The sequence below is a fragment of the Aromatoleum toluvorans genome, assembly GCF_012910905.1.
Classification (GTDB): domain Bacteria; phylum Pseudomonadota; class Gammaproteobacteria; order Burkholderiales; family Rhodocyclaceae; genus Aromatoleum; species Aromatoleum toluvorans.
On record NZ_WTVN01000005.1, the window covers coordinates 138,169 to 164,115 of the forward strand.

The following is a 25,947-nucleotide window of genomic DNA, read 5'->3' on the forward strand; positions in this document are numbered from 1 at the left end:
AGCGCGGCCGCCCCACACCGTCCCTGCAGGATCGCACGCACTGGCGCCAACCGGCAGGTCTGGCGCACACTCCCATCATCCCATGCAGCATGGATGCCGGGGGAGCCGCGCGATGGACAGCAGGTGGTGGCAGCACGCAGTCGTCTACCAAATCTATCCGCGCAGCTTCATGGACGCGGACGGCGACGGCATCGGCGACCTGCCGGGCATCCTCGCGCGCCTCGACTACCTCGCATGGCTGGGCGTGGACGTGCTGTGGCTGTGCCCGATCTACCGCTCGCCCAACGACGACAACGGCTACGACATCTCGGACTACTGCGCGATCATGGACGAGTTCGGCACGATGGCCGACTTCGACCGCCTGCTCGCCGCAGCCCACCACCGCGGTATGCGCGTGATCCTCGACCTCGTCATCAACCATACCAGCGACGAACATCCCTGGTTCGCCGAATCGCGCAGCTCGCGCGACAACCCGAAGCGCGACTGGTACCTCTGGCGCGACGGCCGCAACGGCGGGCCGCCCAACAACTGGGAAAGCATCTTCCGCGGTCCGGCGTGGGAACACGACGCCGCGACGGAGCAGTGGTACCTGCACCTCTTCACCCGCCGCCAGCCCGACCTCGACTGGGACAACCCCGCCGTGCGTGCGGCAATCCACGCGATGATGCGCTGGTGGCTGGACAAGGGCGTCGACGGCTTCCGCATCGACGCGATCACGCACATTCGCAAGGCCCCGGGGCTGCCCGACATGCCCAACCCGCAGGGCCTCGCGCAGGTCGCCGCCTACCCGTACCACATGAACGTCGCCGGCATCCTCGACCACCTCGACGAGCTGTGCCGCGAAACGCTCGCCGGCCGCGACGCGATGACCGTCGGCGAGGCCAACGGCATCGGCCCCTTTGAGGCCGAGGAATGGGTCGGCGCGACGCGCGGCCGGCTGTCGATGATCCTGCAGTTCGAGCACTGGCACCTGTGGTCCGACGCCCCGCGCGCCGCGCTCGACGTGCGCGCCCTGAAACGCATCCTCGGCCGCTGGCAGACCGCGCTGCACGGGCGCGGCTGGAACGCGCTGTACCTCGAGAACCACGACCTGCCGCGCGTCGTCTCGCGCTGGGGCGACCCGCAGCAGCACGCGCGCGAGAGCGCGACCGCGCTCGCGACGATGTACTTCCTGATGGAAGGCACGCCCTTCCTCTACCAGGGCCAGGAACTGGGCCTCGCGAACGCCTCGTTCGCCCATCTCGACGACTTCCGCGACCGCTTCGCACACAACCGCATCGCCGAGATGCGCACCGCGGGCATCGACGACGACGCGATCCTCGACGAGCTGCGCCGCACCGGCCGCGACACCTCGCGCACGCCGATGCCCTGGGACGACGGCCCGCAGGGCGGCTTCACGACGGGCACGCCGTGGCTCGCCGTGCACCAGGACTACGCACAACTGAACGTCGCCCGCCAGCAGTCCGACCCGCATTCGGTGCTGCACCACTACCGCGCCCTGATCGCGCTGCGCCGCCGCGAGCCGGCGCTGCTCGAGGGCCGCTACGCCGCGCTCGCGCCGCGCAGCACGCGCCTCTACGCCTACACCCGCGGCGAGGGCAATGAACGCATCGCCGTGATCTGCAACCTCAGCGGCCGCCCCGCGACCTTCCGCCACGTGGGCTTCGCGCTCGACTCGCGCGGCCTGCTGCTCGCGAACCGCCCGGTCGCGCCGCACGGCCCGCGCCACACGCTGCGCCTCGCGCCGTGGGAGGCGCGCGTCTACCGCGTGGCAAACGCGCAGAGCGGCCAGGTGACGCGTCGCTGAAAACCCGAGTCGACGACATGTCCTCGAATCGTGTCGCCGCCGGCGACACGTCGCAAAAACGTGTCGCCAAAATGCGAAAACAGCGACACGTTCTCACGACGTGTTTACACTGACGACACGAGAAGGCGCACCCTAAACGGTCCACCTTCTCGTGCCAACGCGCACCGCAACAGGACCGCCTTCATGACCACACCCCTTCCCCGCTGGCAGGCGGACGTCCCGTACAACGCCCTTCCGCCGATCCCGCCGGGGGTCGAACTCGAAACGAAGGCCGTGCTCAAGCGCTGCATCGACGCACGCAGCGCGCTTGCCGAACTCAAGCAGGCAGCCGAGTTGATCCCGAACCAGACCGTGCTCATCAACACCATCCCGCTGCTCGAAGCCAAGGACAGCTCCGAGATCGAAAGCATCGTCACCACCACCGACCTGCTTTTCCGGCACGCCCAGGATGGCGACAACCAGGCCGACCCTGCGACGAAGGAGGCTTTGCGCTACCGCACGGCCCTCCATCGCGGTTTTCACTCCCTGAGCGAACGCCCCTTGTGCACCGGCACGGCAGTCGAAATCTGCCGAACGCTCAAAGGCGTCGACATGGACATTCGCCGCACCCCGGGCACCCAACTCGCAAACGACCGAAGCGGCGAGGTCATCTACACCCCGCCGGAAGGCGAAACCTGCCTGCGCGAACTCCTCGCCAACTGGGAGCGCTTCCTGCACAACGAAACCGGCCTCGACCCCCTCGTCCGCATGGCTGTCGGACACTACCAGTTCGAAGCGATCCACCCGTTTTCCGACGGCAACGGCCGCACCGGACGCGTGATCAACATCCTCTACCTGATCCACGAAGGTCTGCTCACGCTTCCCATCCTGTATCTCAGCCGCTACATCATCGCCCACAAAGCCGATTACTACCGCCTCCTGCTGGACGTGACGCGCAAACAGGCGTGGGAGCCCTGGCTGCTGTACATGCTGACAGCCGTCGAAGAGACGGCCCGCTGGACGGGTGGGAAAATCGCCGCCATCCGCGCGCTCGCCGAACACACCACGGGATTCGTGCGCGAGCGACTGCCCAAGACCTACTCGCGCGAACTGGTGGATGTGATCTTCGAGCAACCCTATTGCCGCATCGCCAACGTCGTCGACAAGCAGATCGCCCAGCGCCAGGCGGCCTCACGCTATCTCAAGGAACTCGTCGCCGTCGGCGTACTGCGCGAAGTCCAGGTCGGCAAGGAAAAACTTTTCATCCACCCCAAGCTGATGCAGTTGCTCGTCCGTGACAGCAACGATTTCAAGCCCTACGCCTGAACACCCACGGCTTGGGGCCGTTCGTCCCCTGCCGCCTCCACGATCCCCGCCGGCAACTCCTTCGCCGGCTTCACGCCCAGCTGCTTCAGCATCTCCGCCTGCCGGATGACGTTGCCGCGTCCGCTCGCGAGCTTGTTGTGCGCGGTGTGATAGGCCTTCTGCGCCTGCTCGAGGCGATTGCCGAGCGACTCCAGGTCCTCGACGAAACCGACCAGCTTGTCGTACAGCTCGGCGCCGCGCTTCGCGATGTCCTGAGCGTTGCGGTTCTGCGCCTCCTGGCGCCACAGGTGCGCGACCGTGCGCACGACGAAGAGCAGCGTCGACGGGCTCACGAGCAGCACGTTCTTCTGCCACGCATCCATGAAGAGCTCGCGGTCGTGCGTCACCGCGAGCATGAAGGCGGGCTCCACCGGCACGAACATCAGCACGAAGTCGAGCGACTTCAGGCCGTACAGGTGCTGGTAGTTGCGCTCCGACAGGCCCTTGATGTGTGCGCGCACCGAATCGAGGTGGCGCTTCGCCGCCGCGTTGCGCTCGCCTTCGTCCTCGGTGCTCACGTAGTCCTCGTAGGCCGTCAGCGACACCTTCGCGTCGACGACGAGATGGCGGTCTTCCGGCAGATGGATCACGACGTCCGGCTGCGCGCGCGAGCCGTCGTCGCGCGTGTGGCTCTCCTGCACGTCGTATTCCTCGCCCTTGCGCAGCCCCGAGGCCTCCAGCACGCGCTCGAGGATCAGCTCGCCCCAGTTGCCCTGCGCCTTGCTCGACCCCTTCAGCGCGCGCGTGAGGTTCTTCGCGTCCTGGCTCAGCGAGTGGTTGAGCTCCATCAGCTGGCGCACCTGCTCGGCGAGCGCGCTGCGGTCCTTGCCTTCCTGCACGTAGACCTGCTCGACCTTGCCCTGGAACTCCTGCAGCTTCACGCGCAGCGGATCGAGGAGCTGGCCGAGGTTGGTCTGATTCTGCTCGGTAAAACGCTTCGCCTTCTCCTCGAGAATATCGTTGGCGAGGCTCTTGAACTGGTCCGTGAGGCTCTCGCGCGCCGCCATCAGCAGCGCGAGCTTGTCGTCGGCGGCGCGCCGCTCGGCCTCGAAGCGCGTGTTCAGTTCCGCGAGTTCCGCGGTGAGGCGGTTCGCCAGCGTCTCCGCCTGCTCGCGCAACGTCCGCTCGGCCTGCAGGTCGCCGCGCAGCGCCGCGAGCACCTCGCGCTCGGCCTTCAGCTCGGCGCCCTGCTGCGAGTTGAGGCGCCCGGCGCTTTCGCGCAGGTCGGCGAACTGGCTGCGCGCCTCGCTCAGATGCCCGGCGGTCTCGGCGAGCTTCTGCTCCAGCCCGGCGACGCGCGACGCGCGCTCGGCAAGCTGCGCCCGTTCGTCGCGCGCGGCATCGAGCGCGTCGCGCCACGCGCCGGCCTCGCGCCGCAACGCCTCGAACTGCGCCAGCGTCTGCGAGCGCTCCTGCTCCAGCGCCCGCGCCCGCTCGAGCGCCGCCGCGAGCTCGACGCGCACCTCCGCGCGCCCCTGCTCGATCGCCGCCCCCGCGGCCTCGCCCGCGCGCCCGCGCAGCAGCAGCCACACCAGCAGCGCCCCGGCGAGCACCCCGCCCAGCACTGCGACCACCCACAACAACATGCCTGCCGATCCGCTTCCCATCGATTCCTGACCTTGTGGTGACGTCCGCGTCGACGACGGCGGAACGAAAGGCGAAATGGTACCGCCCGCACGTTAGAATTGCCTGATGAGACGCGCACCCGCCACCGCCCTGCCCGGCCCCGAACCCACCGAACGCCACGACTGGCAGACGATCAAGAGCCTGTTCCCCTACATCTGGGCCTACAAGGTGCGCGTGCTGTTCGCGCTGTCCTGCCTCGTCGCCGCGAAGGGCGCGAACGTCACGGTGCCGCTCGTCTTCAAGCAGCTCATCGACCGGCTGTCGCTGACGACCGAGCAGGCCTTCATCGTCGTCCCCGCCGCGCTGCTGCTCGCCTATGGCGTGCTGCGCTTCTCCACGTCCCTCTTCACCGAGCTGCGCGAGATCGTCTTCGCGCGCGTCACGCAGCAGGCCGTGCGCGAGATCGCGCTGCGCCTGTTCCGCCACCTGCACGCGCTGTCGCTGCGCTTCCACCTCGAACGCCAGACCGGCGGACTCACGCGCGACATCGAACGCGGCACACGCTCGATCGGCTCGCTGATCAGCTACACGCTGTACTCGATCCTGCCGACGCTGATCGAGATCGGGCTGGTGATCGGCATCCTGCTGGCGAAGTACGACGCGGTGTTCGCGCTGATCACGCTCGCGACGCTCACGCTCTACATCTTCTTCACGATCCGCGTCACCAACTGGCGCACGGTCCTGCGCCGCCAGGCCAACGAGCTCGACTCGGCCGCGAACGCGCGCGCGATCGACAGCCTGCTCAACTTCGAGACGGTGAAGTATTTCAACAACGAGGAGTACGAGGCCCGCCGCTACGACGAGCAGATGCGCAAATGGACCGACGCGCAGGTCACCAACCAGATGTCGCTGTCGGCGCTCAACACCGGCCAGGCGGCGATCATCGCCGTCGGCGTCACCGCGATGATGTGGCAGGCCGCGAGCCGCGTCGCCGCCGGCGCGATGACGATCGGCGACATCGTGCTGGTCAACGCCTTCCTGATCCAGCTCTACATCCCGCTCAACTTCCTCGGCGTGCTGTACCGCGAACTGCGCCAGGCGCTCACCGACATCGAGCGCATGTTCGGCCTGATGGAGGAGCATCGCGAAGTCGCCGACGCCCCCGGCGCGCTCGCGCTGCCTGCCGGGCCCGCGAACCTGCGCTTCGAGCATGTCGGCTTCGCCTACGACCCGAAGCGCGTGATCCTGCACGACGTCGACTTCGAGATCCCCGCCGGCCGCACCGTCGCCGTGGTCGGCCACTCGGGCTCGGGCAAGTCGACCCTCGCGCGCCTGCTGTTCCGCTTCTACGACGTGCAGGGCGGCGCGATCCGCGTGAACGGCCACGACCTGCGCGCGCTCACGCAGGCGAGCCTGCGCCAGGCGATCGGCATCGTGCCGCAGGATACCGTGCTCTTCAACGACACGCTCTACTACAACATCCAGTACGGCCGCCCCGACGCGGGCCGCGCGGAAGTCGAGGCCGCCGCGCGCGCCGCGCAGCTCACCGACTTCATCGCGCGCCTGCCCGAAGGCTGGGAGACGCGCGTCGGCGAGCGCGGGCTGAAGCTCTCGGGCGGCGAGAAGCAGCGCGTCGCGATCGCGCGGGCGCTGCTCAAGAACCCCGCGATCCTGATCTTCGACGAGGCCACCTCGGCGCTCGACTCCAAGACCGAGAAGGCGATCCAGGCCCAGCTCGACCTGGCCGCCGAAGGACGTACCGCGCTCGTGATCGCACACCGGCTGTCGACGATCATGAACGCCGACGAGATCATCGTGCTCGACCAGGGCCACATCGTCGAGCGCGGCACGCATGCCGAACTGCTCGCGCGCGACGGCGACTACGCACGCATGTGGGCGCTGCAGCAGCAGGAAGGCGAGGAAGCGCAGCTGGCCGACTGAAACCGGACCGGACTTCCGCCGCGGCGCGACCGGGCGCCGCGCGATCCGGTACACTGACGGCATACGCCAAACAAGATCCCTCGATGGACGCGCACGACGCTCCCGCCTTCCTCCACGAAGTCATCCTCTTCCTCGCACTCGCCGGCGTGCTGATCCCGCTGCTGCAGCGGCGCAGCATCAACCCGGTGCTCGGCTTTCTCGCCGTGGGCATGATCGTCGGCCCCTTCGGCCTCGGCCAGCACACCGACAGCGTCCCGTGGCTGAGCTATCTGACCTTCTCCCGCCAGGAGGACGTCGCGGTCTTTGCCGAGTTCGGCGTCATCTTCCTGATGTTCATGATCGGTCTGGAGATGTCCGTCGACCGCCTGTGGGCGATGCGCCGCCTCGTGTTCGGCCTCGGGGCCCTGCAGGTCGGCCTGTCGGCGCTCGTGATCGGCGGCATCGCCTACGCGTTCGGCAACACCTTCGAATCGTCCGTCGTGCTGGGTTTCGTCCTGTCCTTTTCCTCGACCGCCGTCGTGATGCAGCTCCTCACGCAGCGGCGCGAAGTCGGCACCCCGCTTGGCCAGGCGACCTTCTCGGTGCTGCTGTTCCAGGATCTCGCGGTCGTCCCGCTGCTCGTCGTCGTCAGCGTACTCGGGCAGAAATCCGGCGAAAGCGTCACCACGCTGATGGGCGTGGCGGCGCTCAAAGGCATCGCCACGGTCGCCCTGATCTACTTCATCGGCAGCCGCATCGTGCGCCCGCTCTTCCACCAGATCGCGGTGATCCGCCAGTCCGAATCCTTCATGGCCGTGACCTTGCTCACGACGCTGGGCGTCGCGGCGCTCACGCAGGCGGCGGGCCTGTCGATGGAAATGGGCGCACTCCTCGCGGGCCTCCTGATCGCCGAGACCGAGTTCCGCCACGAGGTCGAGGTCACGATCGAGCCCTTCAAGGGCCTGCTGATGGGCCTCTTCTTCATGTCGGTGGGCATGGGCATCGACGTCAGCGCGATCCTCGCCGAACCCCTGCTGCTGCCGCTCTCGGTGATCGGCGTGCTCGCGATCAAGGGGCTGATCCTGATCGTGCTGTTCCGCCTCTTCGGCCTGTCGTGGGGACGCGCCGCCGAAGGCGGCATCATGCTCGGCCAGGGCGGCGAGTTTGCCTTCATCGTCATCGGCATGGCACTGGGCCTCGGCCTGATCAGCCCGACCGTCGGCCACTTCATGCTGCTCGTCGTGGGCCTGTCGATGCTCATCACGCCGCCGCTCACGCTCCTCGGCCGCAAGCTCGGCGACGGCATCGACGCGAGGCTCGGCCGCCCGGCCACCGCGGAGGCGAGCGCCCCGCTCGACCAGATCAGCGGCCACGTGATCGTTGCCGGCTACGGCCGCGTCGGCCAGCTTATCGGCGAGCTGCTGTCCGAACAGGGCATCCCCCACCTCGCCGTCGAAACGGACGCCAAGCGGGTCAAGAAACTGCGCGCGCGCGGTGCGCCGGTGCATTTCGGCGACGCCAGCCGCCCGGAACTGCTGCGCAAGCTGCATCTCGAACGGGCGGTCGCCGTCGTGCTGACGATGGACCACACCGCCGCCGCCGTGCACGCCGTGAAAGGCATCCGCGCGAGCTCGCCCGGCGTGCGCATCGCCGCCCGCGCGCGCGACGAAGCGCACGCCCAGGCGCTGCGCGACGCCGGCGCGACGGTCGTGATCCCCGAGACGCTGGAATCCGGCCTGCAGCTCGCCGGTTCGGTATTCGATACCCTGGGCGTCCCGGGCGACGTCGCGACCCGGCTGCTCGAACAGGAACGCGCACGCCGCATCGCCGTGTTCCGCCCGGGCTGAACCAGGAACGGAGGACGCCGCCATGCCCACCCTCGCCCTCATCGCCACCGGCGGCACCATCGCCGGCGCCGCCGCGTCCGCGACCGACACCAGCGGCTACACCGCCGGCGCGCTGGGCGCCGATGCCCTGCTCGCGGCCGTGCCGCAGCTCGCCGACGTCGCGCAGATGCGCGCCGAGCAGCCCTTCAGCCTCGACAGCAAGGACATGGGGCCGGCCCACTGGCTCACCCTCGGCCGGCGCGCACAGGCGCTCCTCGACGACGCCAGCATCGACGGCATCGTCGTCACGCACGGCACCGACACGCTGGAAGAGACGGCCGCCTTCCTGCAGCTCACGCTCGCCGGCGCCAAGCCCGTCGTCCTCACCGCCGCGATGCGCCCCGCGACCGCGCTCTCCGCCGACGGCCCGATGAACCTCTACGCCGCCACCTGCGTCGCCGCCCACCCCGACAGCGCCGGCCGCGGCACGCTCGTAAGCTTCGGCGACGCGATCTTTCCCGCGCTCGGCGTGCGCAAGGGCGCGACCCACCGCCTCGACGCCTTCGCCGGCGCCACCGCCGGCGCGATCGGCCGCAACGACCCGGTGCGCTACTTCGTTCCGCCCCCGGCCACGCCCGGCCCGCTCGTCACGCTCGCCGCGGATCTCGCCGAACTGCCGCGCGTGGACGTCCTCTACGTCGGCGCCGGCACCCCGCCCGAACTCATCGACCTGCTGCGCGCAAACGGCGCGCGCGGCCTCGTCCTCGCGCTGCCCGGCAACGGCAGCCTGCCGGCCGCCTGGGAAGCGCCGGTCGCACGCGCCGTCGCTACCGGCATCCCCGTCGTCCGCGCGAGCCGCGTCGGACTCGGCGCCGTGAACCGCAAGGCGCTCGACGACCAGCTCGGCACCCTCCCCGCCGGCGAACTCCCCGCGTCGCAGGCGCGCGTCGCGCTGACGCTGGCCCTCGCCGCCGGCACTACCGCGACGCTCGACCGGCTGTTCGACGGCCGCTGACGGGCACGTCCCGGAACGTCGGCGCGGCGCGTCCCCGTCCGGGGGCCAGGGACGCCTCGAAGCCGCCAGCGAACGACCGCCGCTACATCCCGTAATCCTCGCCCCCGCCCGCCAGCGACACATCGATCATCCGCCGCGTCAGGTGCGGCGCGAACAGCTCGATGAACGCATACACATAACCGCGCAGGTAGGCGTTGCGCCGCAGCCCCACGCGCGTCGTGCTCGACTCGAAGAGGTGCGCGGCATCGGCCATCCCCAGCCCCTTGTCGCTCGCCGCATCGTAGGCCATGCGCGCGACGATGCCGATGCCGAGGTCCATCGCGACATAGGTCTTGATCACGTCGGAGTCGAGTGCCGTCAGCACCACGTTCGGCCGCAGCCCACGCCCGAGGAAAGCCTTGTTGATCAGGCTGCGCCCGGTGAAGGCGTCGTCGTAGGTGATCACCGGATAGCGCGCGATCGCCTCCAGCGTCAGCGGATGCTCCTTCAGGATCGGATGGCGCGGCGCCGCGACGACGCAGCGGTTCCACTGGTAGCAGGGCAGCATCACCATCTCGTCGTACTCGGCGATCGCCTCGGTCGCGATCGCGATGTCCGCCTCGCCCGACATCACCATGTCGCACACCTGGCGCGGACTGCCCTGATGCAGCGACAGCTTCACCTGCGGAAAGCGCTGCATGAAGCTGCGGATCACGCGCGGCAGCACGTAGCGCGCCTGCGTGTGCGTCGTCGCGATCGAGAAGTCCCCTGCGACCTCGTTCGTGAACTCGTCCCCGACCTGCCGCAGGTTGTCCGCATCGCGCAGCATGCGCTCGGCGATTGCCAGCACCTGCCGGCCCGGCTGCGTCACATCGACCAGGCGCTTGCCGTGGCGCACGAAGATATCGACCCCCAGCTCCGCCTCGAACTGCCGGATCTGCTTCGACACCCCCGGCTGCGACGTGAACAGCGCCTCCGCCGCCTCGGACACGTTCAGCCCGCGACGCGCGACTTCGTGGATGTAGCGCAGCTGCTGGAGGTTCATGGCCACCCCTTATATAACCAAAACTTCTTAAAGTTTAACGCAAACCATCTTTCTGATCCCGAACCTCCCACATACGATGCACCGCACCATACAAGGGGAACGTATTCATGGACTTTGCCTACACAGTCGCCGGGTTCGCGGTCGGCGCCGTCGTCGGATTGACCGGCGTCGGCGGCGGATCGCTGATGACGCCTCTGCTCGTGCTGCTGTTCGGCATCCATCCCTCGGTCGCGGTCGGCACCGACCTGCTCTACGCCGCGATCACCAAAGCCGGCGGCACGCTCGCCCACGGCAGGAAGGGCACGGTCGACTGGGCCGTGACAAGACGCCTCGCCACCGGTAGCATCCCCGCCGCTGCGCTGACGCTGGTGCTGGTCGGCAAGTTCGCCCCCGGCGGCATCGGCGGCGCCACCAGCCTCATCAAGGTGGCGCTGGGGATCGCGCTGTTGCTGACGGCGGTCGCACTCATCTTCCGCAAGCAGATCCAGGCCTATGCCGCAAGACGCTTCGGCGGCCAGCCGAACCCGGTGCGCACGGCCCGCCTCACGGTCCTGACCGGTGCGATCCTGGGCGTGCTGGTGTCGATCTCCTCGGTCGGCGCCGGCGCACTCGGCGTGACCGCGCTGTTCCTGCTGTACCCCGGGATGTCGGCCCTGCGCATCGTCGGCTCGGATATCGCCCACGCGGTGCCGCTGACGCTGGTCGCCGGCATCGGCCACTGGATGCTGGGCAGCGTCGACTGGCTGCTGCTCGGCAGCCTGATCGTCGGCTCGCTGCCGGGCATCTGGATCGGCAGCCACATTTCGACGAAGGTGCCCGAACGGGTGCTGCGCCCGATGCTCGCGACGATGCTGGTGCTCGTCGGCGCGAAGATGATCGGACACTGAAACGGCAGGATTTGAAGGACTCAACGAGAGAGTACGCAATGTACCAATACGACGAATACGACCAGCAGCTTCTCGACGAACGCGTCGCGCAGTTCCGCGACCAGATGCGGCGTCACCTCGCCGGCGAGCTGACCGACGACGAGTTCCGTCCGGTGCGTCTGCAGAACGGCCTGTACATCCAGCGCCACGCGCCGATGTTCCGCATCTCCGTGCCCTACGGCCATCTCGCCAGCCGCCAGCTGCGCAAGCTCGCGCACCTCGCGCGCACCTACGACCGCGGCTATGCGCACTTCACGACGCGCACCAACGTCCAGTTCAACTGGTCGCCGCTGGAAGTGATCCCCGACATGCTCGCCGAGCTCGCGACCGTGCAGATGCACGCGAACCAGACCTCGGGCAACGACATCCGCAACATCACCGCCGACCCCTTCGCCGGCGTCGCAGCCGACGAGATCGTCGATCCGCGTCCGTGGGCCGAGCTCCTGCGCCAGTGGGCGACCTACAACCCCGAATTCGCCTACCTGCCGCGCAAGTTCAAGATCGCCGTGAATGGCGCCATCGAAGACCGCGTCGTGCTGCGCGTCTACGACATCGGCCTCGACTTCAAGCGCGATGCCGCAGGCAACATCGGTTTCCGCGTGCTGGTCGGCGGCGGCCTGGGCCGCACGCCGATCCTCGGCGAGGAGATCGAGAGCTTCGTGCCGTGGCAGCACCTGATCACCTATTGCGAAGCGATCCTGCGCGTCTATAACCGCTACGGCCGGCGCGACAACATCTGGAAGGCGCGCATCAAGATCCTCGTCAAGGCGCTCGGCGTCGAGGAGTTCCGCTGGCAGGTGCGCGAGGAATGGGCGCATGCGAAGGACGGCCCGAACACCCTCACGGAAGCCGAAGTCGCGCGCGTCGCGGCGCACTTTGTCGATCCGCAGTACGAAGACCTGCCGGCCGACGACAAGCCGCACCATCATCACATCGTCGAAAACCTCGCCTTCGCCGCGTGGGTCAAGCGCAACGTGCGCGCCCACAAGAAGCCGGGCTACGCCTCCGTGACGCTGTCGCTGAAGAAGACCGGCATCGCGCCGGGCGACATCAGCGCCGATCAGATGGACCTCGTCGCCGACTGGGCGGACCGTTTCAGCTTCGGCGAGGCGCGCATGACCCACGAGCAGAACGTCGTGCTGGCCGACGTGAAGCTGTCGGACCTGTATACGCTGTGGCAGCTTGCCAGCAAGGCGGGCCTCGCGACGCCGAACATCGGCCTGCTGACCGACATCATCTGCTGCCCCGGCGGCGACTTCTGCAGCCTCGCGAACGCGAAGTCGATCCCGATCGCGCAGGCGATCCAGGAGCGCTTCGACGATCTCGACTACCTGTACGACATCGGCGACATCGACATCAACATCTCGGGCTGCATGAACTCCTGCGGCCACCACCACGTCGGCCACATCGGCATCCTCGGTGTCGATAAGAACGGCGAGGAGTGGTACCAGGTCACGATCGGCGGCACGCAGGGCAACGACACCGCGCTCGGCAAGGTCATCGGCCCGTCGTTTGCGCGCGCGCAGATGGCCGACGTCGTCGAGAAGCTGATCGAAACCTATATCGAACACCGGCACCCCGACGAGCGCTTCGTCGACACGGTGCACCGCCTCGGCATCGAACCGTTCAAGCAGCGGGTCTATGGCGGCGAACAACACACGCAAAGGAAGGTGGCGAATGCCTAAGCTGATCAAGAACGGCCGGGTCGTCGCGGACGACTGGCAGCTCGTCCTGCTCGCCGAGGGCGAAGCCCCCGCGGACGTCGCGGTGCCCGCCGGGCGCACGCTCGTGCCGCTCGCCGTGTGGCAGGCCCGCCGCGACGAACTCGCGGCCCGCGCCGAGAGCGGCGAACTGGGCGTGTGGCTCGACGCCGGCGAAGGCCCCGAGGACATCGCCGACGACGTCAAGCGCCTTGCCGTCATCGCGGTGAACTTCCCCAAGTTCACCGACGGACGCGGCTACTCGACCGCCACGCTGCTGCGCACGCGCTACGGCTACACCGGCGAGCTGCGCGCGATCGGCGACGTGCTGCGCGACCAGTTCAACTACATGACGCGCAGCGGCTTCGATGCGCTGCAGCCGCGAGCGGACCGCTACACCGACGAGCAGCTCGCAGCGGCCGTCGCGAACGTCAGCGACTTCACGCAGCCCTACCAGGCCTCGGCCACCCACCCGCAGCCGCTGTTCCGCCGCGTCGCCCGTCCGACCCAGGCGCAGGTGAAGTCGTGAACAGCGCCGTGACGCTGCTGCGCCCGGCCGCCACCAACCCCGCCACGCGCCCCGAGCTCACGCCGGCGCTGGTCGACGCCGTCGGCGCCAAGACCGACGCCGCCCTCGAACTGCTGCGCGCGGCGGTCGCCGAGTTCGGCAGTGCCGGCGAAATCACCTTCGCGAACAGCTTCGGCGCCGAGGACATGGTCCTCACCGACCTGATCCTGCGCGAAGGGCAGCCGATCGAGATCTTCTCGCTCGACACCGGGCGCCTGCCGGCCGAGACCTACACGCTGATGGGCGAGGTCGAGCAGCGCTACGGCACGAAGCTGAAGGTCTTCTTCCCGAAGTCCGATGCAGTCGAAACCTACGTCCGCAGCCACGGCATCAACGCCTTCTACGAATCCGTCGAGCTGCGCAAGGCTTGCTGCCACATGCGCAAGGTCGAGCCGCTGCAGCGTGCGCTGGCCGGCAAGAAGGCGTGGATCACCGGCCTGCGCGCCGCCCAATCGACGACGCGCAGCGGCCTGCCGACGCGCGAATTCGATCAGGGCAACGGCCTCGTGAAGCTCAATCCGCTGTCGGACTGGTCCGAGACCGAAGTGTGGGCCTACATCCGCATGCACGAGGTGCCCTACAACGCCCTGCACGAGCAGTTCTACCCCAGCATCGGCTGTGCCCCCTGCACGCGCGCGATCGCCGTCGGCGAGGACGTCCGCGCCGGCCGCTGGTGGTGGGAGGACCCGCAGAGCAAGGAATGCGGCCTGCACGTCAAGAAAGGCTGACATTCGCCCGAACACGCACCGAGAACACAAGTAACCGAGAACCAAGATGTCCACGCTGACTCGTCAAACCCTGACCCACCTCGACTGGCTCGAAGCCGAGGCGATCCACATCATGCGCGAGGTCGCCGGCCAGTGCTCGAACCCCGTGCTGCTGTTCTCCGGCGGCAAGGATTCGATCTGCATGCTGCGCATCGCCGAGAAGGCATTCCGCCCGGGCAAGTTCCCCTTCCCCCTGATGCACATCGACACCGGCCACAACTACAAGGAAGTGGTCGAGTTCCGCGACAAGCGCGCAGCCGAACTGGGCGAGCGGCTGATCGTCCGCTCGGTGGAAGACTCCATGAAGCGCGGCACCGTCGTGCTGAAGCACGAGAACGAGTCGCGCAACAAGCACCAGTCGGTGACGCTGCTCGAGGCGATCGAGGAGTTCGGTTTCGACGCCTGCATCGGCGGGGCCCGCCGCGATGAGGAGAAGGCGCGCGCGAAGGAGCGGATCATGAGCTTCCGCGACGAGTTCGGCCAGTGGGACCCGAAGAACCAGCGCCCCGAGCTGTGGAACCTGTACAACGCGCGCAGCCACAAGGGCGAGAACATTCGCGCCTTCCCCATCAGCAACTGGACTGAAATGGACGTGTGGCAGTACATCGAGCGCGAGAAGCTCGAACTGCCGTCGATCTACTTCGCCCATCAGCGTTCGGTGGTCATCCGCCAGGGCGCCATCGTTCCGGTCAACGTGCCGCTGATGAGCGGCGAACTGACCAACCTGCCCAAGGCCGGGGAGGAAATCGTCGAACTGCAGGTGCGTTTCCGTACCGTCGGCGACATCTCCTGCACGGCGCCGGTGGAGTCGGACGCCGACACCGTGGAGAAGATCGTGATTGAAACTGCCACAACCACCATCACCGAGCGCGGCGCCACCCGTCTGGACGACCAGACCTCTGAAGCGTCGATGGAGCAGCGGAAGAAGGAAGGGTATTTCTAAGAGCGTTGTCGGGGTAACCGGAGGTGCGGGGCGCTAAGCGAGCCGGGCGGGGAATTTGCTCCGTCGGCTGCGGAACTCGCAGTACAGCGCGCTTCCGCGCTGTCTGCTCAGACAGTCCTCGCCGCTCCGCAAACACCCCGCCCGGCTCTTGCTGTGTGCAGATGGAACGTTAAAGGCAAAGGCGTCTTGAACCCGGCCCTTCGCCCACCCCGAACGTAGCCGGGGACGTGCGGGGTGTTCGCGGCGCGGCGAGGACTGTCTGAGCGCAGGCGCGGAAGCGCGCCGCTGCGCGAGTTCCGCAGCCGCAGAGCGAATACCCCGCGCGGCGCCGGCGAATTAGCAGCACGGCAACCCAAACGAACAGCAGCAACCAGAATTCTCGAAAGATCTGAAGGAAACAAAACCATGTCCGCCATCGAAAACCTGCCCGACACCGACCACGGCCTCCTGCGCTTCCTCACCTGCGGCAGCGTCGACGACGGCAAGAGCACGCTGATCGGCCGCCTGCTGTTCGACACCAAGACCATCCTCGCCGACACCCTCAACGCCATCGAGAAGACCTCGGCCAAGCGCGGCATGAGCGCGGTCGACCTGTCGCTGCTCACCGACGGCCTGCAGGCCGAGCGCGAACAGGGCATCACGATCGACGTCGCCTATCGCTACTTCTCCACCGGCACGCGCAAATACATCATCGCCGACGCCCCGGGCCACGAGCAGTACACCCGCAACATGGTCACGGCCGCCTCGACCGCCAACCTCGCGATCATCCTCGTCGATGCGCGCAAGGGCGTCCTCACGCAGACCCGCCGCCACTCCTACCTCGCGAGCCTGGTCGGCATCCCGCATCTTCTCGTCGCGGTGAACAAGATGGACCTCGTCGACTACGACCAGGCCACCTTCGAACGCATCAAGGCCGACTACCTCGCCTTCGCCGACAAGGTCGGCATCAAGGACGTGCGCTTCATTCCGCTGTCCGCGCTCAACGGCGACATGATCGTCGACCGCGGCGACCGCCTCGGCTGGTACGACGGCCCCACGCTGCTCGACATCCTCGAAACGGCCCCCGCCGCCCACACCGAACAGGCCGAGAACTTCCGCTTCCCGGTGCAGTTCGTCTGCCGTCCGCAGGACTCGGCGAACCCCGAACTGCACGACTTCCGCGGCTTCATGGGGCGCGTCGAATCCGGCGAGGTTGCCGTCGGCGACGCCGTCACCGTGCTGCCGTCGGGACGCACCAGCACCGTCAAGGACATCCAGATCGGCGGCGCCAGCATCGAACGCGCGATCCACGAACAGTCGGTCACGCTGCTGCTCGCGGACGAGATCGACATCTCGCGCGGCGACATGATCGTCAAGAGCAGCGAACAGCCCGAACAACTGAAGCAGATCGATGCGACCCTGTGCTGGCTGTCCGAGACGCCGCTGTCGCCCGCCCGCACCTACGTGCTGCGCCACACCACGCGCGAAGTGAAGGCCAAGGTCGCGAAGATCGAGTGCCTGCTGAACGTGAACACGCTGGAACGCGAACCCGCCAGCGCGCTGGCGATGAACGATATCGCGCGCCTGACGCTCAAACTCGCGCAACCGATCTTTGCCGACCCTTACGTGGAGAACCGCGCCACCGGCGCCTTCATCATCATCGACGAAAGCACCAACAACACCGTCGGTGCCGGCATGATCGGCTGACCGGCGCGCCCGCTGAAGCGAGATTCGGCCCCGGCCGCCGCCCCGGCGCCCGGGGCGCGATGTTTTCCCCTGAAGGCCCGGGTGTGGGAGAATCGCGCCTTGCCGATTTGTCTGCTGGCCGGCACAGCAACGCAATATAGAAGACACACATGAAATGTCTCGATGATTTCCGCCTGCGGTTCGGGAGCAGGGAATACGTACCGATCATGATTGGCGGGATGGGCGTAGACATCTCGACGTCCGACCTGTCGCTCGAAGCAGCGCGCCTCGGCGGCATTGGCCACATCTCCGACGCGATGATCCCGACGGTGAGCGACCGCCGCTACGACACCAAGTACGTGCGCGACAAGCTCAAGCAGTACAAGTACAACGTCGCCAACGCCAACAAGTCGGAAGTGCAGTTCGACCTCGGCCTGCTCGAGGAAGCCCAGAAGACGCACGTCACGCGCACCATGGAACGCAAGCGCGGCGACGGGCTGATCTTCATGAACTGCATGGAAAAACTCACGATGAACGGCCCCAAGGAGACGCTGCGTGTGCGCCTGCGTGCCGCGATGGATGCCGGCATCGACGGCATCACACTCGCTGCCGGCCTGCACCTGGGCTCGTTCGGCCTGATCGAGGACCACCCGCGCTTCCGCGACGTGAAGCTCGGCATCATCGTCTCCTCCCTGCGCGCGCTCGTGCTGTTCCTGCGCAAGTCCGCGCGCACCAACCGCCTGCCCGACTACGTCGTCGTCGAGGGTCCGCTCGCCGGCGGCCACCTCGGTTTCGGCATGGACTGGGCACAGTACGACCTGCACACCATCGTCGCCGAAATCCGCGAGTATCTCGCCGCGGAGAAGCTCGACATCCCGCTGATCCCGGCCGGCGGCATCTTCACCGGCAGCGACGGCGTGTCCTTCCTCGAAGCCGGCGCCGCCGCGATCCAGGTCGCCACGCGCTTCACCGTGTCGCACGAATGCGGCCTGCCGCCGGACGTGCAGCAGCACTACTTCGGCGCCAACGAAAACGACATCGAGGTCAACAACACCTCGCCCACCGGCTACCCGATGCGCATGCTCAAGAGCAGCCCGTCGATCGGCGCCGGCATTCGCCCGAATTGCGAAGCCTACGGCTACCTGCTCGACGGCAACGGCAACTGCGCCTACATCACCGCCTACAACCGCGAACTCGCACTGCACCCCGACGCAAAGCGGCTGTCGGTGATGGACAAGACCTGCCTGTGCACGCACATGCGCAACTTCGACTGCTGGACCTGCGGCCACTACACCTACCGGCTCAAGGACACCACGCACCGGCGCGCCGACGGCAGCTACCAGATCCTCAGCGCCGAGCACATCTTCCACGACTACCAGTACAGCAAGGACAACAAGATCGCGCTGCCGCCGGTCGAGACCTGCGAACCGGCCAAGCCGGCCTGATCCCGCCGGCTGACCGGCAAGCACACGAAGGGCGTGCCCGCGACACTCGCGGCCACGCCCTTCTTGCGTCCGCCCCCCCCGATCCGGCTGCCCGACGCTCCGGACGTCGCCGCGGGAACGCTTGCGGCCGCCCGCACTCATACGATCGGATGCTTCATGCATGCCGCAAGCCGGATGCGTTCCGGTGCGAGGAATGCGTATGCGCAGAACGATCTGGGCGCTGCTCGCGCTCGCACTGCTGATCCTCGGTTTCCTCCTGCACAACCGTCCGGCCGCCGCGCCCGCCGGTGGCGAGGTCGTCGTGCTGCGCATCGACGGCGTGATCGGACCGGCGACCTCGGATTTCTTCGCGCGCGAGCTCGCCCGGGCGCACAAGCGGCAGGCGGGTCTCGTGGTGCTGGCGATGGACACCCCGGGCGGCCTCGACACCTCGATGCGCGCCATCATCAAGGACATCCTCGCCGCACCGCTCCCCATCGCCACCTGGGTCGGCCCGGAGGGCGCGCGCGCCGCGAGCGCCGGCACCTACATCCTGTACGCCAGCCACATCGCCGCGATGGCCCCCGCCACCAACCTCGGCGCGGCGACGCCGGTGGCGATCGGCATGCCGGGCGGCAAACCCGACGGCGTCACGCCGCGCAAGGACAAGAAGGACGACAAGTCGGCCGAAAGCCCCGCAGCGGTCGGCGATGCGATGATGGAAAAGGTGCGCAACGACGCCGCGGCCTACCTGCGCAGCCTGGCGCAGTTGCGCGGGCGCAGCGGTGACTTCGCCGAACGCGCGGTGCGCGAGGCCGCCAGCCTGTCGGCCGACGAAGCGCTCGCCGCGGGCGTCATCGACGTGATCGCCGCCGATCTGCCCGAACTGATGGCGAAGCTCGACGGCCGCGAGGTGAAACTCAACGGCGGACGCATGCAACGCCTCGCGACCGCCGCCGCGGCCATCACCGAAATCGCACCCGACTGGCGCATGCGCGTGCTCGCCATCGTGTCCAACCCGCAGCTCGCGCTGATGCTGATGATGATCGGCATCTACGCGCTGTTCTTCGAATTCACCAACCCGGGCTTCGGCGTGCCGGGCGTCGCGGGCGCGATCTGCCTGCTGGTGGCGCTGTACGCCTTCCACCTCCTGCCCGTAAACTGGGCCGGCGTCGCGCTGGTCGCGCTCGGCGCGATCCTGATGCTCGCCGAAGCCTTCCTGCCGAGCTTCGGCGCGCTCGGCGTCGGCGGCATCGTCGCCTTCGTCGTCGGCGGCCTCTTCCTCATGGACACCGAAGCGCCCGGCTTCGGCATCCCGCTGCCCTTCCTGGTCGGCCTCGCGGTCACCAGCGCGCTCCTGATCGGAGCCGTCGGCAGCTTCGCCGCCCGCACCCGGAGCCGGCCCGTCGTCAGCGGCCGCGAGCAGCTGAGCGGCGCGATCGCGACGGTCAGCACCGTGACCGCGGACGGCGCATGGGCCCTCGTCCAGGGCGAATCCTGGCGCGTGGCGAGCGACTCGCCGCTCGCGCCGGGCGACCGCGTGCGTGTTACCCGACTCGACGGCCTCACCCTGCACGTCGAGCCACTGCCCCCCGAACCGCCCCATCGCCCCGGAGGAAGCCCGCCATGATCTTCGACCTCAATCTCGGGCTGGGCACGGTCCTGATCATCCTCGTCGCGCTGGTCGCATCCGCGCTGCGGATCCTGCGCGAATACGAACGCGGCGTCGTCTTCATGCTCGGCCGCTTCTGGCGGGTCAAGGGACCGGGCCTCGTCATCGTGATTCCCGGCATCCAGCAGATGGTCAAGGTCGACCTGCGCGTCGTCACCCTCGACGTGCCGAGCCAGGACGTGATCTCGCGCGACAACGTGTCGGTGAAGGTGAACGCGATCGTGTTCTTCCGCGTCATCGACCCGCAGAAGGCCATCATCCAGGTCGAGAACTACCTCGTCGCCACCAGCCAGCTCGCGCAGACCACGCTGCGCGCGGTGCTGGGCAAGCACGAGCTCGACGAGATGCTCGCCGAACGCGAGAAGCTCAATCTCGACGTGCAGCAGATCCTCGACGCCCAGACCGATGCGTGGGGCATCAAGGTCGCCAATGTCGAGATCAAGCACATCGACCTCAACGAAAGCATGATCCGCGCGATCGCCCGCCAGGCCGAGGCCGAGCGCGAGCGGCGCGCCAAGGTGATCCATGCCGAAGGCGAGAAACAGGCGGCGGAGAGCCTGATGGCCGCGGCCGCGACGCTCGCGCGCGAACCCGCCGCGATGCAGCTGCGCTACCTCCAGACCCTCACCCAGATCGCCGGCGACAAGGCCGCGACGATCGTGTTCCCGGTGCCGGTCGACCTGTTGAAGGGGCTCGTCGCCGAGGCATCGCGGAAAATACCCTCCGAATGAGGGAGAAAGCGTGGCGCCGGCGCGGAACCGGGCGCCATCACCTTACAGGACGTAGCGTGCCAGATCCTCGCGCTGGGCCAGCACGTCGAGCCGGGCATCGACATAGGCCGCGTCGATCAGCACCTTGTCGAGGCCGCTCTTGCCGGCATCGAAGGACACCTCCTCGAGCAGCCGCTCCATCACCGTGTACAGGCGGCGCGCACCGATGTTCTCGGTCTTCTCGTTCACCTGGAAGGCGATCTCGGCGAGGCGGCGGATGCCCGCATCGACGAACTCCAGCGCCACGCCATCGGTCGCAAGCAGCGCCTGGTACTGGCGCACGAGGCACGCGTCGGTCTGCGTCAGGATGCGCTCGAAGTCGTCCACCGACAGGCTTTCCAGTTCGACGCGGATCGGGAAGCGCCCCTGCAGCTCGGGGATCAGGTCGCTCGGCTTGGACAGGTGAAAGGCGCCACTGGCGATGAACAGGATGTGATCGGTCTTGATCATGCCGTATTTGGTCGACACCGTCGTGCCCTCGACCAGCGGCAGCAGGTCGCGCTGCACGCCCTGGCGCGACACGTCGGCGCCGTGCACGTCCGAGCGCGCGGCGATCTTGTCGATCTCGTCGAGGAACACGATGCCGTTCTGCTCGACCGCGCGGATCGCCTCCCCCTTCACTTCCTCGTCGTTGATCAGGCGCACCGCCTCCTCGTCCGCGAGCGCCTTCAGCGCTTCGGCGATCTTCATCTTGCGCAGCTTCTTCTTGCCGCCGCCGAGGTTCTGGAACATGCCCTGGATCTGCTGCGTCAGCTCCTCCATGCCGGGCGGCGCGAAGATTTCGGCCGTCATCGCGTGCGTGGCGACCTCGATCTCGATCTCCTTGTCGTCGAGCTCGCCCTCGCGCAGCTTCTTGCGGAATTTCTGCCGCGTCGCCGTATCCTGCGCTTCCGGCTCGGCCGCGAAACCGACCGGCCGCGCCGCCGGCAGCAGCGCATCGAGCACGCGGTCCTCGGCGGCATCCATCGCCCGGTCGCGCACCGTCTTCATTGCGCGCTCGCGCCCGTCCTTGATCGCGATCTCCGCCAAGTCGCGGATGATCGTCTCGACATCGCGACCCACATAGCCGACTTCGGTGAACTTCGTCGCCTCGATCTTGATGAACGGTGCATTCGCCAGGCGCGCCAGGCGCCGCGCGATCTCGGTCTTGCCGACGCCGGTCGGCCCGATCATCAGGATGTTCTTGGGGGTGATCTCGCTGCGCAGCGGCTCCTCGACCTGCGCACGCCGCCAGCGGTTGCGCAAGGCAATCGCCACGGCCTTCTTCGCCTTGCTCTGGCCGACAATGTGCTTGTCGAGTTCGGAGACGATCTCCGGCGGGGTCATCTGGGTCATCCCTCGAGCACCTCGATCACGTGACTCTGGTTCGTGTAAATGCACAGGTCGCCCGCGATCTGCAGCGATTTGCGCACGATGTCCTCGGGCGGCAGGTCGGTATTCTCCAGCAGCGCACGCGCCGCCGACTGTGCGTACGCGCCGCCGCTGCCGATCGCGACGATGCCCTGCTCGGGCTCCAGCACGTCGCCGTTGCCGGTGATCACGAGCGAATTGTCGCGGTCCGCAACCGCCAGCATCGCCTCCAGCCGGCGCAGGATGCGGTCGGTGCGCCAGTCCTTCGCCAGCTCCACCGCGCTGCGCAGCAGGTTGCCCTGATGCTTCTCCAGTTTCGCCTCGAAGCGCTCGATCAGCGTGAACGCGTCGGCCGTACCCCCGGCAAAACCCGCGAGGATCTTGCCCTGGTAGATCGGCCGCACCTTGCGCGCGGTCGCCTTGATCACGATATTGCCCAGCGTGACCTGGCCGTCCCCGCCCAGCGCGACGCGGTTACCGCGGCGCACCGAGAGGATCGTGGTGCCGTGATACTGTTCCATGTGGATATTCCTTGTGTCCGAGGGGCGGACGCGGGGCGGCCTCAGCTGCGCAACAGCACCACCGCAACCTGATCGACACCCATCATCCGCAGCAGTGCCGCAACCATCGCATTGACGTTGCGCAGCACGACCTTCTTACCCTGCGCCTGCAGGGTGGCGAGAATATTGAATAGCGTCCCGGCGCTGACGAAGTCGATGCGCCGCAACTGGCCGCAATCGACTTCGACGTTCTGCAGACTGCTCGCATGCGCGGCCAGCTTGCGGATCTTCTCGACCGCCGTACTGGTGATTTCCCCGTCGAGGACGAAATCGCTGCTCGGCGGCGCGTCCAGATCGAGCGCCACCTCCTGCACCGAAGTCGACGACGCCGCCTGTTCGACGCGCGGCTCCCACGAGGGCGGGGACTCCTCGAAGGTGATCGCATAATCGACCGCCAGGTCCTCGAAGCGCTCCTGCTCGCCGGTGTGCTGAAGCATCTCCAGCAGCAGCAGCCAGATGTCGCGGCCGCTCGGCTCGCCGGCACGCACCTGGCCCGCGAGCATCTCGGCGAGCTGCCCGCAATTCAGCAGCGACACTTTCACCCGCTCGGCAGCAAACTCGCGCAACACCCCGCGGAACAGCGTGCAGCCGGTTTCATCGACCGAGCGCAGGCGCCCCAGATCGATGCGGATCGCGCCGCTCTTCTTGCCGATGATCCCCATCTGCTGGAACTGCGCCGCCACCTGGCCCGACAGGCCGCCCGACATGTTCACCATCGGCGCCACATTGGAGCGGACGTGCTCCGGCGCACTCGACAGATCCGACCACGGCGGCGGCGACCGCTCGAAGCGCGTCGCATAGTCCAGCACCCGCTGCTCGAAGCGCTGGCGCTGTCCCGTCAGCCGGTACAAATCGAGCAGCATCATCCACAGCCCCTCGCCCGCGTGGCTGGCCTGGGCATCCAGCACCCCGTTGAGCGCCGCCTCGGCCTCCGCCGTATTGCCGTTGGCGTACAGCACGGCCGCCTCCTCGTAGGCGGGGCCGATGCCGGCCGCCATCTCCTGCACTTCGACCTGGCCGGCACAGTGCGCGAGCGCGTGCGTCGGATCGCCGACCGAAAAATCCAGCTTGGACAGTTCGGGCGGCTCTGCCGAAGGCGCCGCGGCCGTCGGCGTGGCGGGCGATGGCGTTCCGGGAGCGGGCTTCTTGCCGAAGAATGGAAGAACCACGTTGCGACCTGTGCGAACGGAATGGCTGTGGGGATTGCGGAAGGATAGCACTTTCGAACCCGGCTCTTGCGCTTCTCGCGCCGCATCCGCGCCGGCACGGGGAAAACCGCGGGGTCACCGACACCTTACCTTTTGCAATACAGTCCGGGCGGCACAGATGTAACAGAAGGCGTACCGTCGGCTAGAATGTTGCGATGCACACACCCCGTCCGCCGTCGAGCCCCGTGGAAGAAAGCGTGTTTTCGCTGCCGATTCGCGTCTATTACGAGGATACCGACGCAGCCGGCGTGATCTACTACGCCAACTACCTGCGCTACTGCGAGCGTGCGCGCACCGAATGGCTGCGCGCGGCAGGCTTCGAGCAGCAGGCCCTGCTGACCGAACAGCGCATGGGTTTCGTCGTTCGTTCCGTGAATGGCGATTATCTGTCACCCGGAATGCTCGATGATGCGTTACATGTCACGACGGGGGTCGAAACGCTCCGCGGAGCAAGCCTGGTGTTCGTGCAGAAGGTGATGCGCGGCGACGAGATCCTGTTCCGCGGCCGTTTCGTCATCGCGTGCGTCGACCTCGACCGGAAACGCCCCACCCCCCTCCCCGCAGACATGCGCACAAAACTGGAAAAAATCGTACAAGCATGACCGTCACCAACGATCTCTCGATCATCAGCCTCATCAGCCAGGCCAGCGTGCTGGCCCAGCTCGTCATGGCCCTGCTCGCGGGCCTGTCGCTCGTGTCCTGGTACTGGATCTTCCGCAAGTCCTTCCAGATCCGCTCCGCCCGCAACAAGACCAACGGCTTCGAGCGCGACTTCTGGAGCGGCGGCGACCTCAACGCGCTGTTCCAGTCGGCCGCCGCCGCACGCCACGACACGGGCGGCATGGAGCGCATCTTCGAGTCCGGCTACCGCGAGTTCACCAAGCTGCGCAGCAAGAACCACGACCAGGCTTCGATCATCGACGGCGCGCGCCGCGCGATGCGGGCAACCTACCAGCGCGAAGTCGACGACCTCGAAGCCCATCTCGCCTTCCTCGCCTCGGTCGGTTCGGTGTCGCCCTACATCGGCCTCTTCGGCACCGTGTGGGGGATCATGAACGCCTTCCGCGGCCTGTCGAACGTCCACTCGGCGACACTCGCCAACGTCGCGCCGGGCATCGCCGAGGCGCTGGTCGCCACCGCGATCGGCCTCTTTGCCGCGATCCCCGCCGTGGTCGCCTACAACCGCTTCGCGCACGACATCGACCGCATCAGCATCCGCTTCGAGAGCTTCATGGAAGAGTTCTCGAACATCCTGCAGCGCCAGCTGCGCTGAGCGGGAGGACGCACCGATGCGCCAGCGCCGCCTGATGAACCAGATCAACGTCGTCCCCTACATCGACGTGATGCTGGTGCTGCTCGTGATCTTCATGGTCACGGCGCCGATGATCCAGACCGGCAGCGTCGACCTCCCGACCGTGGGCGGGGTGCCGCAGCCGCCAGCCGAAGCGATGGTCGTCTCCGTGAAGAAGGATGGCTCCCTGACCTTCAAGCTCACGGGCGGCTCGACCGAACAGAAGATGAGCAGCACCGAACTGCTGCGCGAGCTCCATGGCGTCATTCAGCGCAACCCGCAGCAACCAATCCTGGTCGCCGCGGACAAACAGGTGTCGTACGAGCGCGTGATGGACACCCTCGACAGCATCCGCAAGGCGGGCTTCCAGAAAGTCGGCCTGCAGACGAACACCAGCAGCACCCGATGAAAGACACGCATCTTGACCTGCAGCGCGATCAGCCCGGCAAGTGGGCATCGGCAGCGCTGACGGTCGTCGTCCACCTCGGCCTCATCGCCTTCCTCGTGTTCGGCATCCGCTGGCAGAGCAGTCCGCCCGCGTCGCTCGAGGTCGAGCTCGTCGCCGCACCGTCGGCCCACCCCGCGCCGGAGCCCCCGCCAC

22 protein-coding genes and 1 pseudogene are annotated in these 25,947 nt (G+C 67.6%); 18 read left to right on the forward strand and 5 right to left on the reverse strand.

The genetic code is table 11. The features are described 5' to 3' along the window. The first annotated feature begins 112 nt into the window (after positions 1–112). Together GPA22_RS05475 and fic are read left to right on the forward strand one after the other, a co-directional pair. Positions 113–1,807, forward strand: coding sequence for an alpha-glucosidase (locus GPA22_RS05475; protein ID WP_211168948.1), 1,695 nt, complete (start codon positions 113–115; stop codon positions 1,805–1,807). Between the two features lie 183 nt (positions 1,808–1,990). Then, positions 1,991–3,112 carry a protein adenylyltransferase Fic gene (gene fic, locus GPA22_RS05480; RefSeq protein ID WP_169255083.1) on the forward strand — a complete coding sequence of 374 codons (1,122 nt, stop codon included), beginning with the start codon at positions 1,991–1,993 and terminating at the stop codon, positions 3,110–3,112. Here fic and GPA22_RS05485 read toward each other — a convergent pair. Beyond that, positions 3,103–4,737 carry a DNA recombination protein RmuC gene (locus tag GPA22_RS05485; RefSeq protein ID WP_211168949.1) on the reverse strand — a complete coding sequence of 545 codons (1,635 nt, stop codon included), beginning with the start codon at positions 4,735–4,737 and terminating at the stop codon, positions 3,103–3,105. The genes fic and GPA22_RS05485 overlap by 10 nt on opposite strands. Positions 4,738–4,843: 106 nt before the next feature. Between GPA22_RS05485 and GPA22_RS05490 the strand changes: the two genes are divergently transcribed. The 3 genes from GPA22_RS05490 (at position 4,844) to GPA22_RS05500 (ending at position 9,478) form a co-directional block, all read left to right on the forward strand. After that, complete coding sequence (locus GPA22_RS05490) at positions 4,844–6,658, forward strand: ABCB family ABC transporter ATP-binding protein/permease (protein ID WP_169255084.1); 1,815 nt, start codon at positions 4,844–4,846, stop codon at positions 6,656–6,658. Between the two features lie 83 nt (positions 6,659–6,741). Continuing rightward, on the forward strand, positions 6,742–8,484 hold the full coding sequence (locus tag GPA22_RS05495) for a cation:proton antiporter domain-containing protein (protein ID WP_169255085.1): 1,743 nt from the start codon (positions 6,742–6,744) through the stop codon (positions 8,482–8,484). A 22-nt stretch (positions 8,485–8,506) separates the two neighbouring features. Beyond that, the gene (locus GPA22_RS05500) at positions 8,507–9,478 is read left to right on the forward strand and encodes an asparaginase (protein ID WP_169255086.1); all 972 of its coding nucleotides are present in this window, start codon (positions 8,507–8,509) and stop codon (positions 9,476–9,478) included. A gap of 82 nt (positions 9,479–9,560) precedes the next feature. Here GPA22_RS05500 and cysB read toward each other — a convergent pair whose 3' ends face one another. Further along, complete coding sequence (cysB, locus tag GPA22_RS05505; RefSeq protein ID WP_169255087.1) at positions 9,561–10,502, reverse strand: HTH-type transcriptional regulator CysB; 942 nt, start codon at positions 10,500–10,502, stop codon at positions 9,561–9,563. Positions 10,503–10,609: 107 nt separating this feature from the next. On the opposite strand from cysB, the gene GPA22_RS05510 reads away from it, so the two are divergent. From GPA22_RS05510 to GPA22_RS05550, 9 genes are all read left to right on the forward strand, one after another. Continuing rightward, complete coding sequence (locus GPA22_RS05510; protein ID WP_169255088.1) at positions 10,610–11,389, forward strand: sulfite exporter TauE/SafE family protein; 780 nt, start codon at positions 10,610–10,612, stop codon at positions 11,387–11,389. Between the two features lie 38 nt (positions 11,390–11,427). Further along, positions 11,428–13,113, forward strand: coding sequence for a nitrite/sulfite reductase (locus GPA22_RS05515; RefSeq protein WP_169255089.1), 1,686 nt, complete (start codon positions 11,428–11,430; stop codon positions 13,111–13,113). Beyond that, positions 13,106–13,657 carry a DUF934 domain-containing protein gene (locus tag GPA22_RS05520; protein WP_169255090.1) on the forward strand — a complete coding sequence of 184 codons (552 nt, stop codon included), beginning with the start codon at positions 13,106–13,108 and terminating at the stop codon, positions 13,655–13,657. Before GPA22_RS05515 ends, GPA22_RS05520 begins: the two co-directional genes overlap by 8 nt. Beyond that, a complete protein-coding gene (locus GPA22_RS05525) occupies positions 13,654–14,424 on the forward strand; it encodes a phosphoadenylyl-sulfate reductase (RefSeq protein ID WP_169255091.1) in 771 nt (256 codons plus the stop codon). The genes GPA22_RS05520 and GPA22_RS05525 overlap by 4 nt, the downstream gene beginning before the upstream one ends. Before the next feature lie 46 nt (positions 14,425–14,470). Further along, positions 14,471–15,406, forward strand: a complete 936-nt coding sequence (cysD, locus tag GPA22_RS05530; RefSeq protein ID WP_169255092.1) for a sulfate adenylyltransferase subunit CysD — start codon at positions 14,471–14,473, stop codon at positions 15,404–15,406. Positions 15,407–15,811: 405 nt separating this feature from the next. After that, a complete protein-coding gene (cysN, locus tag GPA22_RS05535; RefSeq protein ID WP_169255093.1) occupies positions 15,812–17,092 on the forward strand; it encodes a sulfate adenylyltransferase subunit CysN in 1,281 nt (426 codons plus the stop codon). A 149-nt stretch (positions 17,093–17,241) separates the two neighbouring features. Then, positions 17,242–18,516 carry a nitronate monooxygenase gene (locus GPA22_RS05540; RefSeq protein WP_169255094.1) on the forward strand — a complete coding sequence of 425 codons (1,275 nt, stop codon included), beginning with the start codon at positions 17,242–17,244 and terminating at the stop codon, positions 18,514–18,516. 199 nt (positions 18,517–18,715) lie between these two features. Beyond that, complete coding sequence (locus GPA22_RS05545; protein ID WP_169255095.1) at positions 18,716–20,125, forward strand: NfeD family protein; 1,410 nt, start codon at positions 18,716–18,718, stop codon at positions 20,123–20,125. Beyond that, positions 20,122–20,898 (forward strand): slipin family protein, encoded by a 777-nt coding sequence (locus tag GPA22_RS05550; protein ID WP_169255096.1) that lies wholly within the window; start codon positions 20,122–20,124, stop codon positions 20,896–20,898. The genes GPA22_RS05545 and GPA22_RS05550 overlap by 4 nt, the downstream gene beginning before the upstream one ends. Positions 20,899–20,940: 42 nt before the next feature. Here GPA22_RS05550 and hslU read toward each other — a convergent pair whose 3' ends face one another. Genes hslU through GPA22_RS05565 form a run of 3 tightly spaced genes read right to left on the reverse strand, consistent with a single transcriptional unit; the run spans position 20,941 to position 24,016 of the window. Further along, positions 20,941–22,272 carry an ATP-dependent protease ATPase subunit HslU gene (gene hslU, locus GPA22_RS05555; protein ID WP_169255097.1) on the reverse strand — a complete coding sequence of 444 codons (1,332 nt, stop codon included), beginning with the start codon at positions 22,270–22,272 and terminating at the stop codon, positions 20,941–20,943. Beyond that, entirely contained in the window at positions 22,269–22,808 is a 540-nt protein-coding gene (gene hslV, locus GPA22_RS05560) for an ATP-dependent protease subunit HslV (protein ID WP_121430367.1), read from the reverse strand. Before hslV ends, hslU begins: the two co-directional genes overlap by 4 nt. A 41-nt stretch (positions 22,809–22,849) precedes the next feature. Beyond that, on the reverse strand, positions 22,850–24,016 hold the full coding sequence (locus GPA22_RS05565) for an STAS domain-containing protein (RefSeq protein ID WP_169255098.1): 1,167 nt from the start codon (positions 24,014–24,016) through the stop codon (positions 22,850–22,852). A gap of 194 nt (positions 24,017–24,210) precedes the next feature. On the opposite strand from GPA22_RS05565, the gene ybgC reads away from it, so the two are divergent. The 4 genes and pseudogenes from ybgC to GPA22_RS05585 form a co-directional block, all read left to right on the forward strand. Further along, positions 24,211–24,657 (forward strand): tol-pal system-associated acyl-CoA thioesterase, encoded by a 447-nt coding sequence (gene ybgC, locus GPA22_RS05570; RefSeq protein ID WP_281374100.1) that lies wholly within the window; start codon positions 24,211–24,213, stop codon positions 24,655–24,657. Beyond that, positions 24,654–25,328 (forward strand): protein TolQ, encoded by a 675-nt coding sequence (tolQ, locus tag GPA22_RS05575; RefSeq protein ID WP_169255099.1) that lies wholly within the window; start codon positions 24,654–24,656, stop codon positions 25,326–25,328. The genes ybgC and tolQ overlap by 4 nt, the downstream gene beginning before the upstream one ends. A 16-nt stretch (positions 25,329–25,344) precedes the next feature. Then, complete coding sequence (tolR, locus tag GPA22_RS05580; RefSeq protein WP_169255100.1) at positions 25,345–25,755, forward strand: protein TolR; 411 nt, start codon at positions 25,345–25,347, stop codon at positions 25,753–25,755. Next, positions 25,752–25,947: pseudogene (locus tag GPA22_RS05585) on the forward strand (energy transducer TonB); the annotation flags it as partial. The gene tolR and the pseudogene GPA22_RS05585, both read left to right, overlap by 4 nt.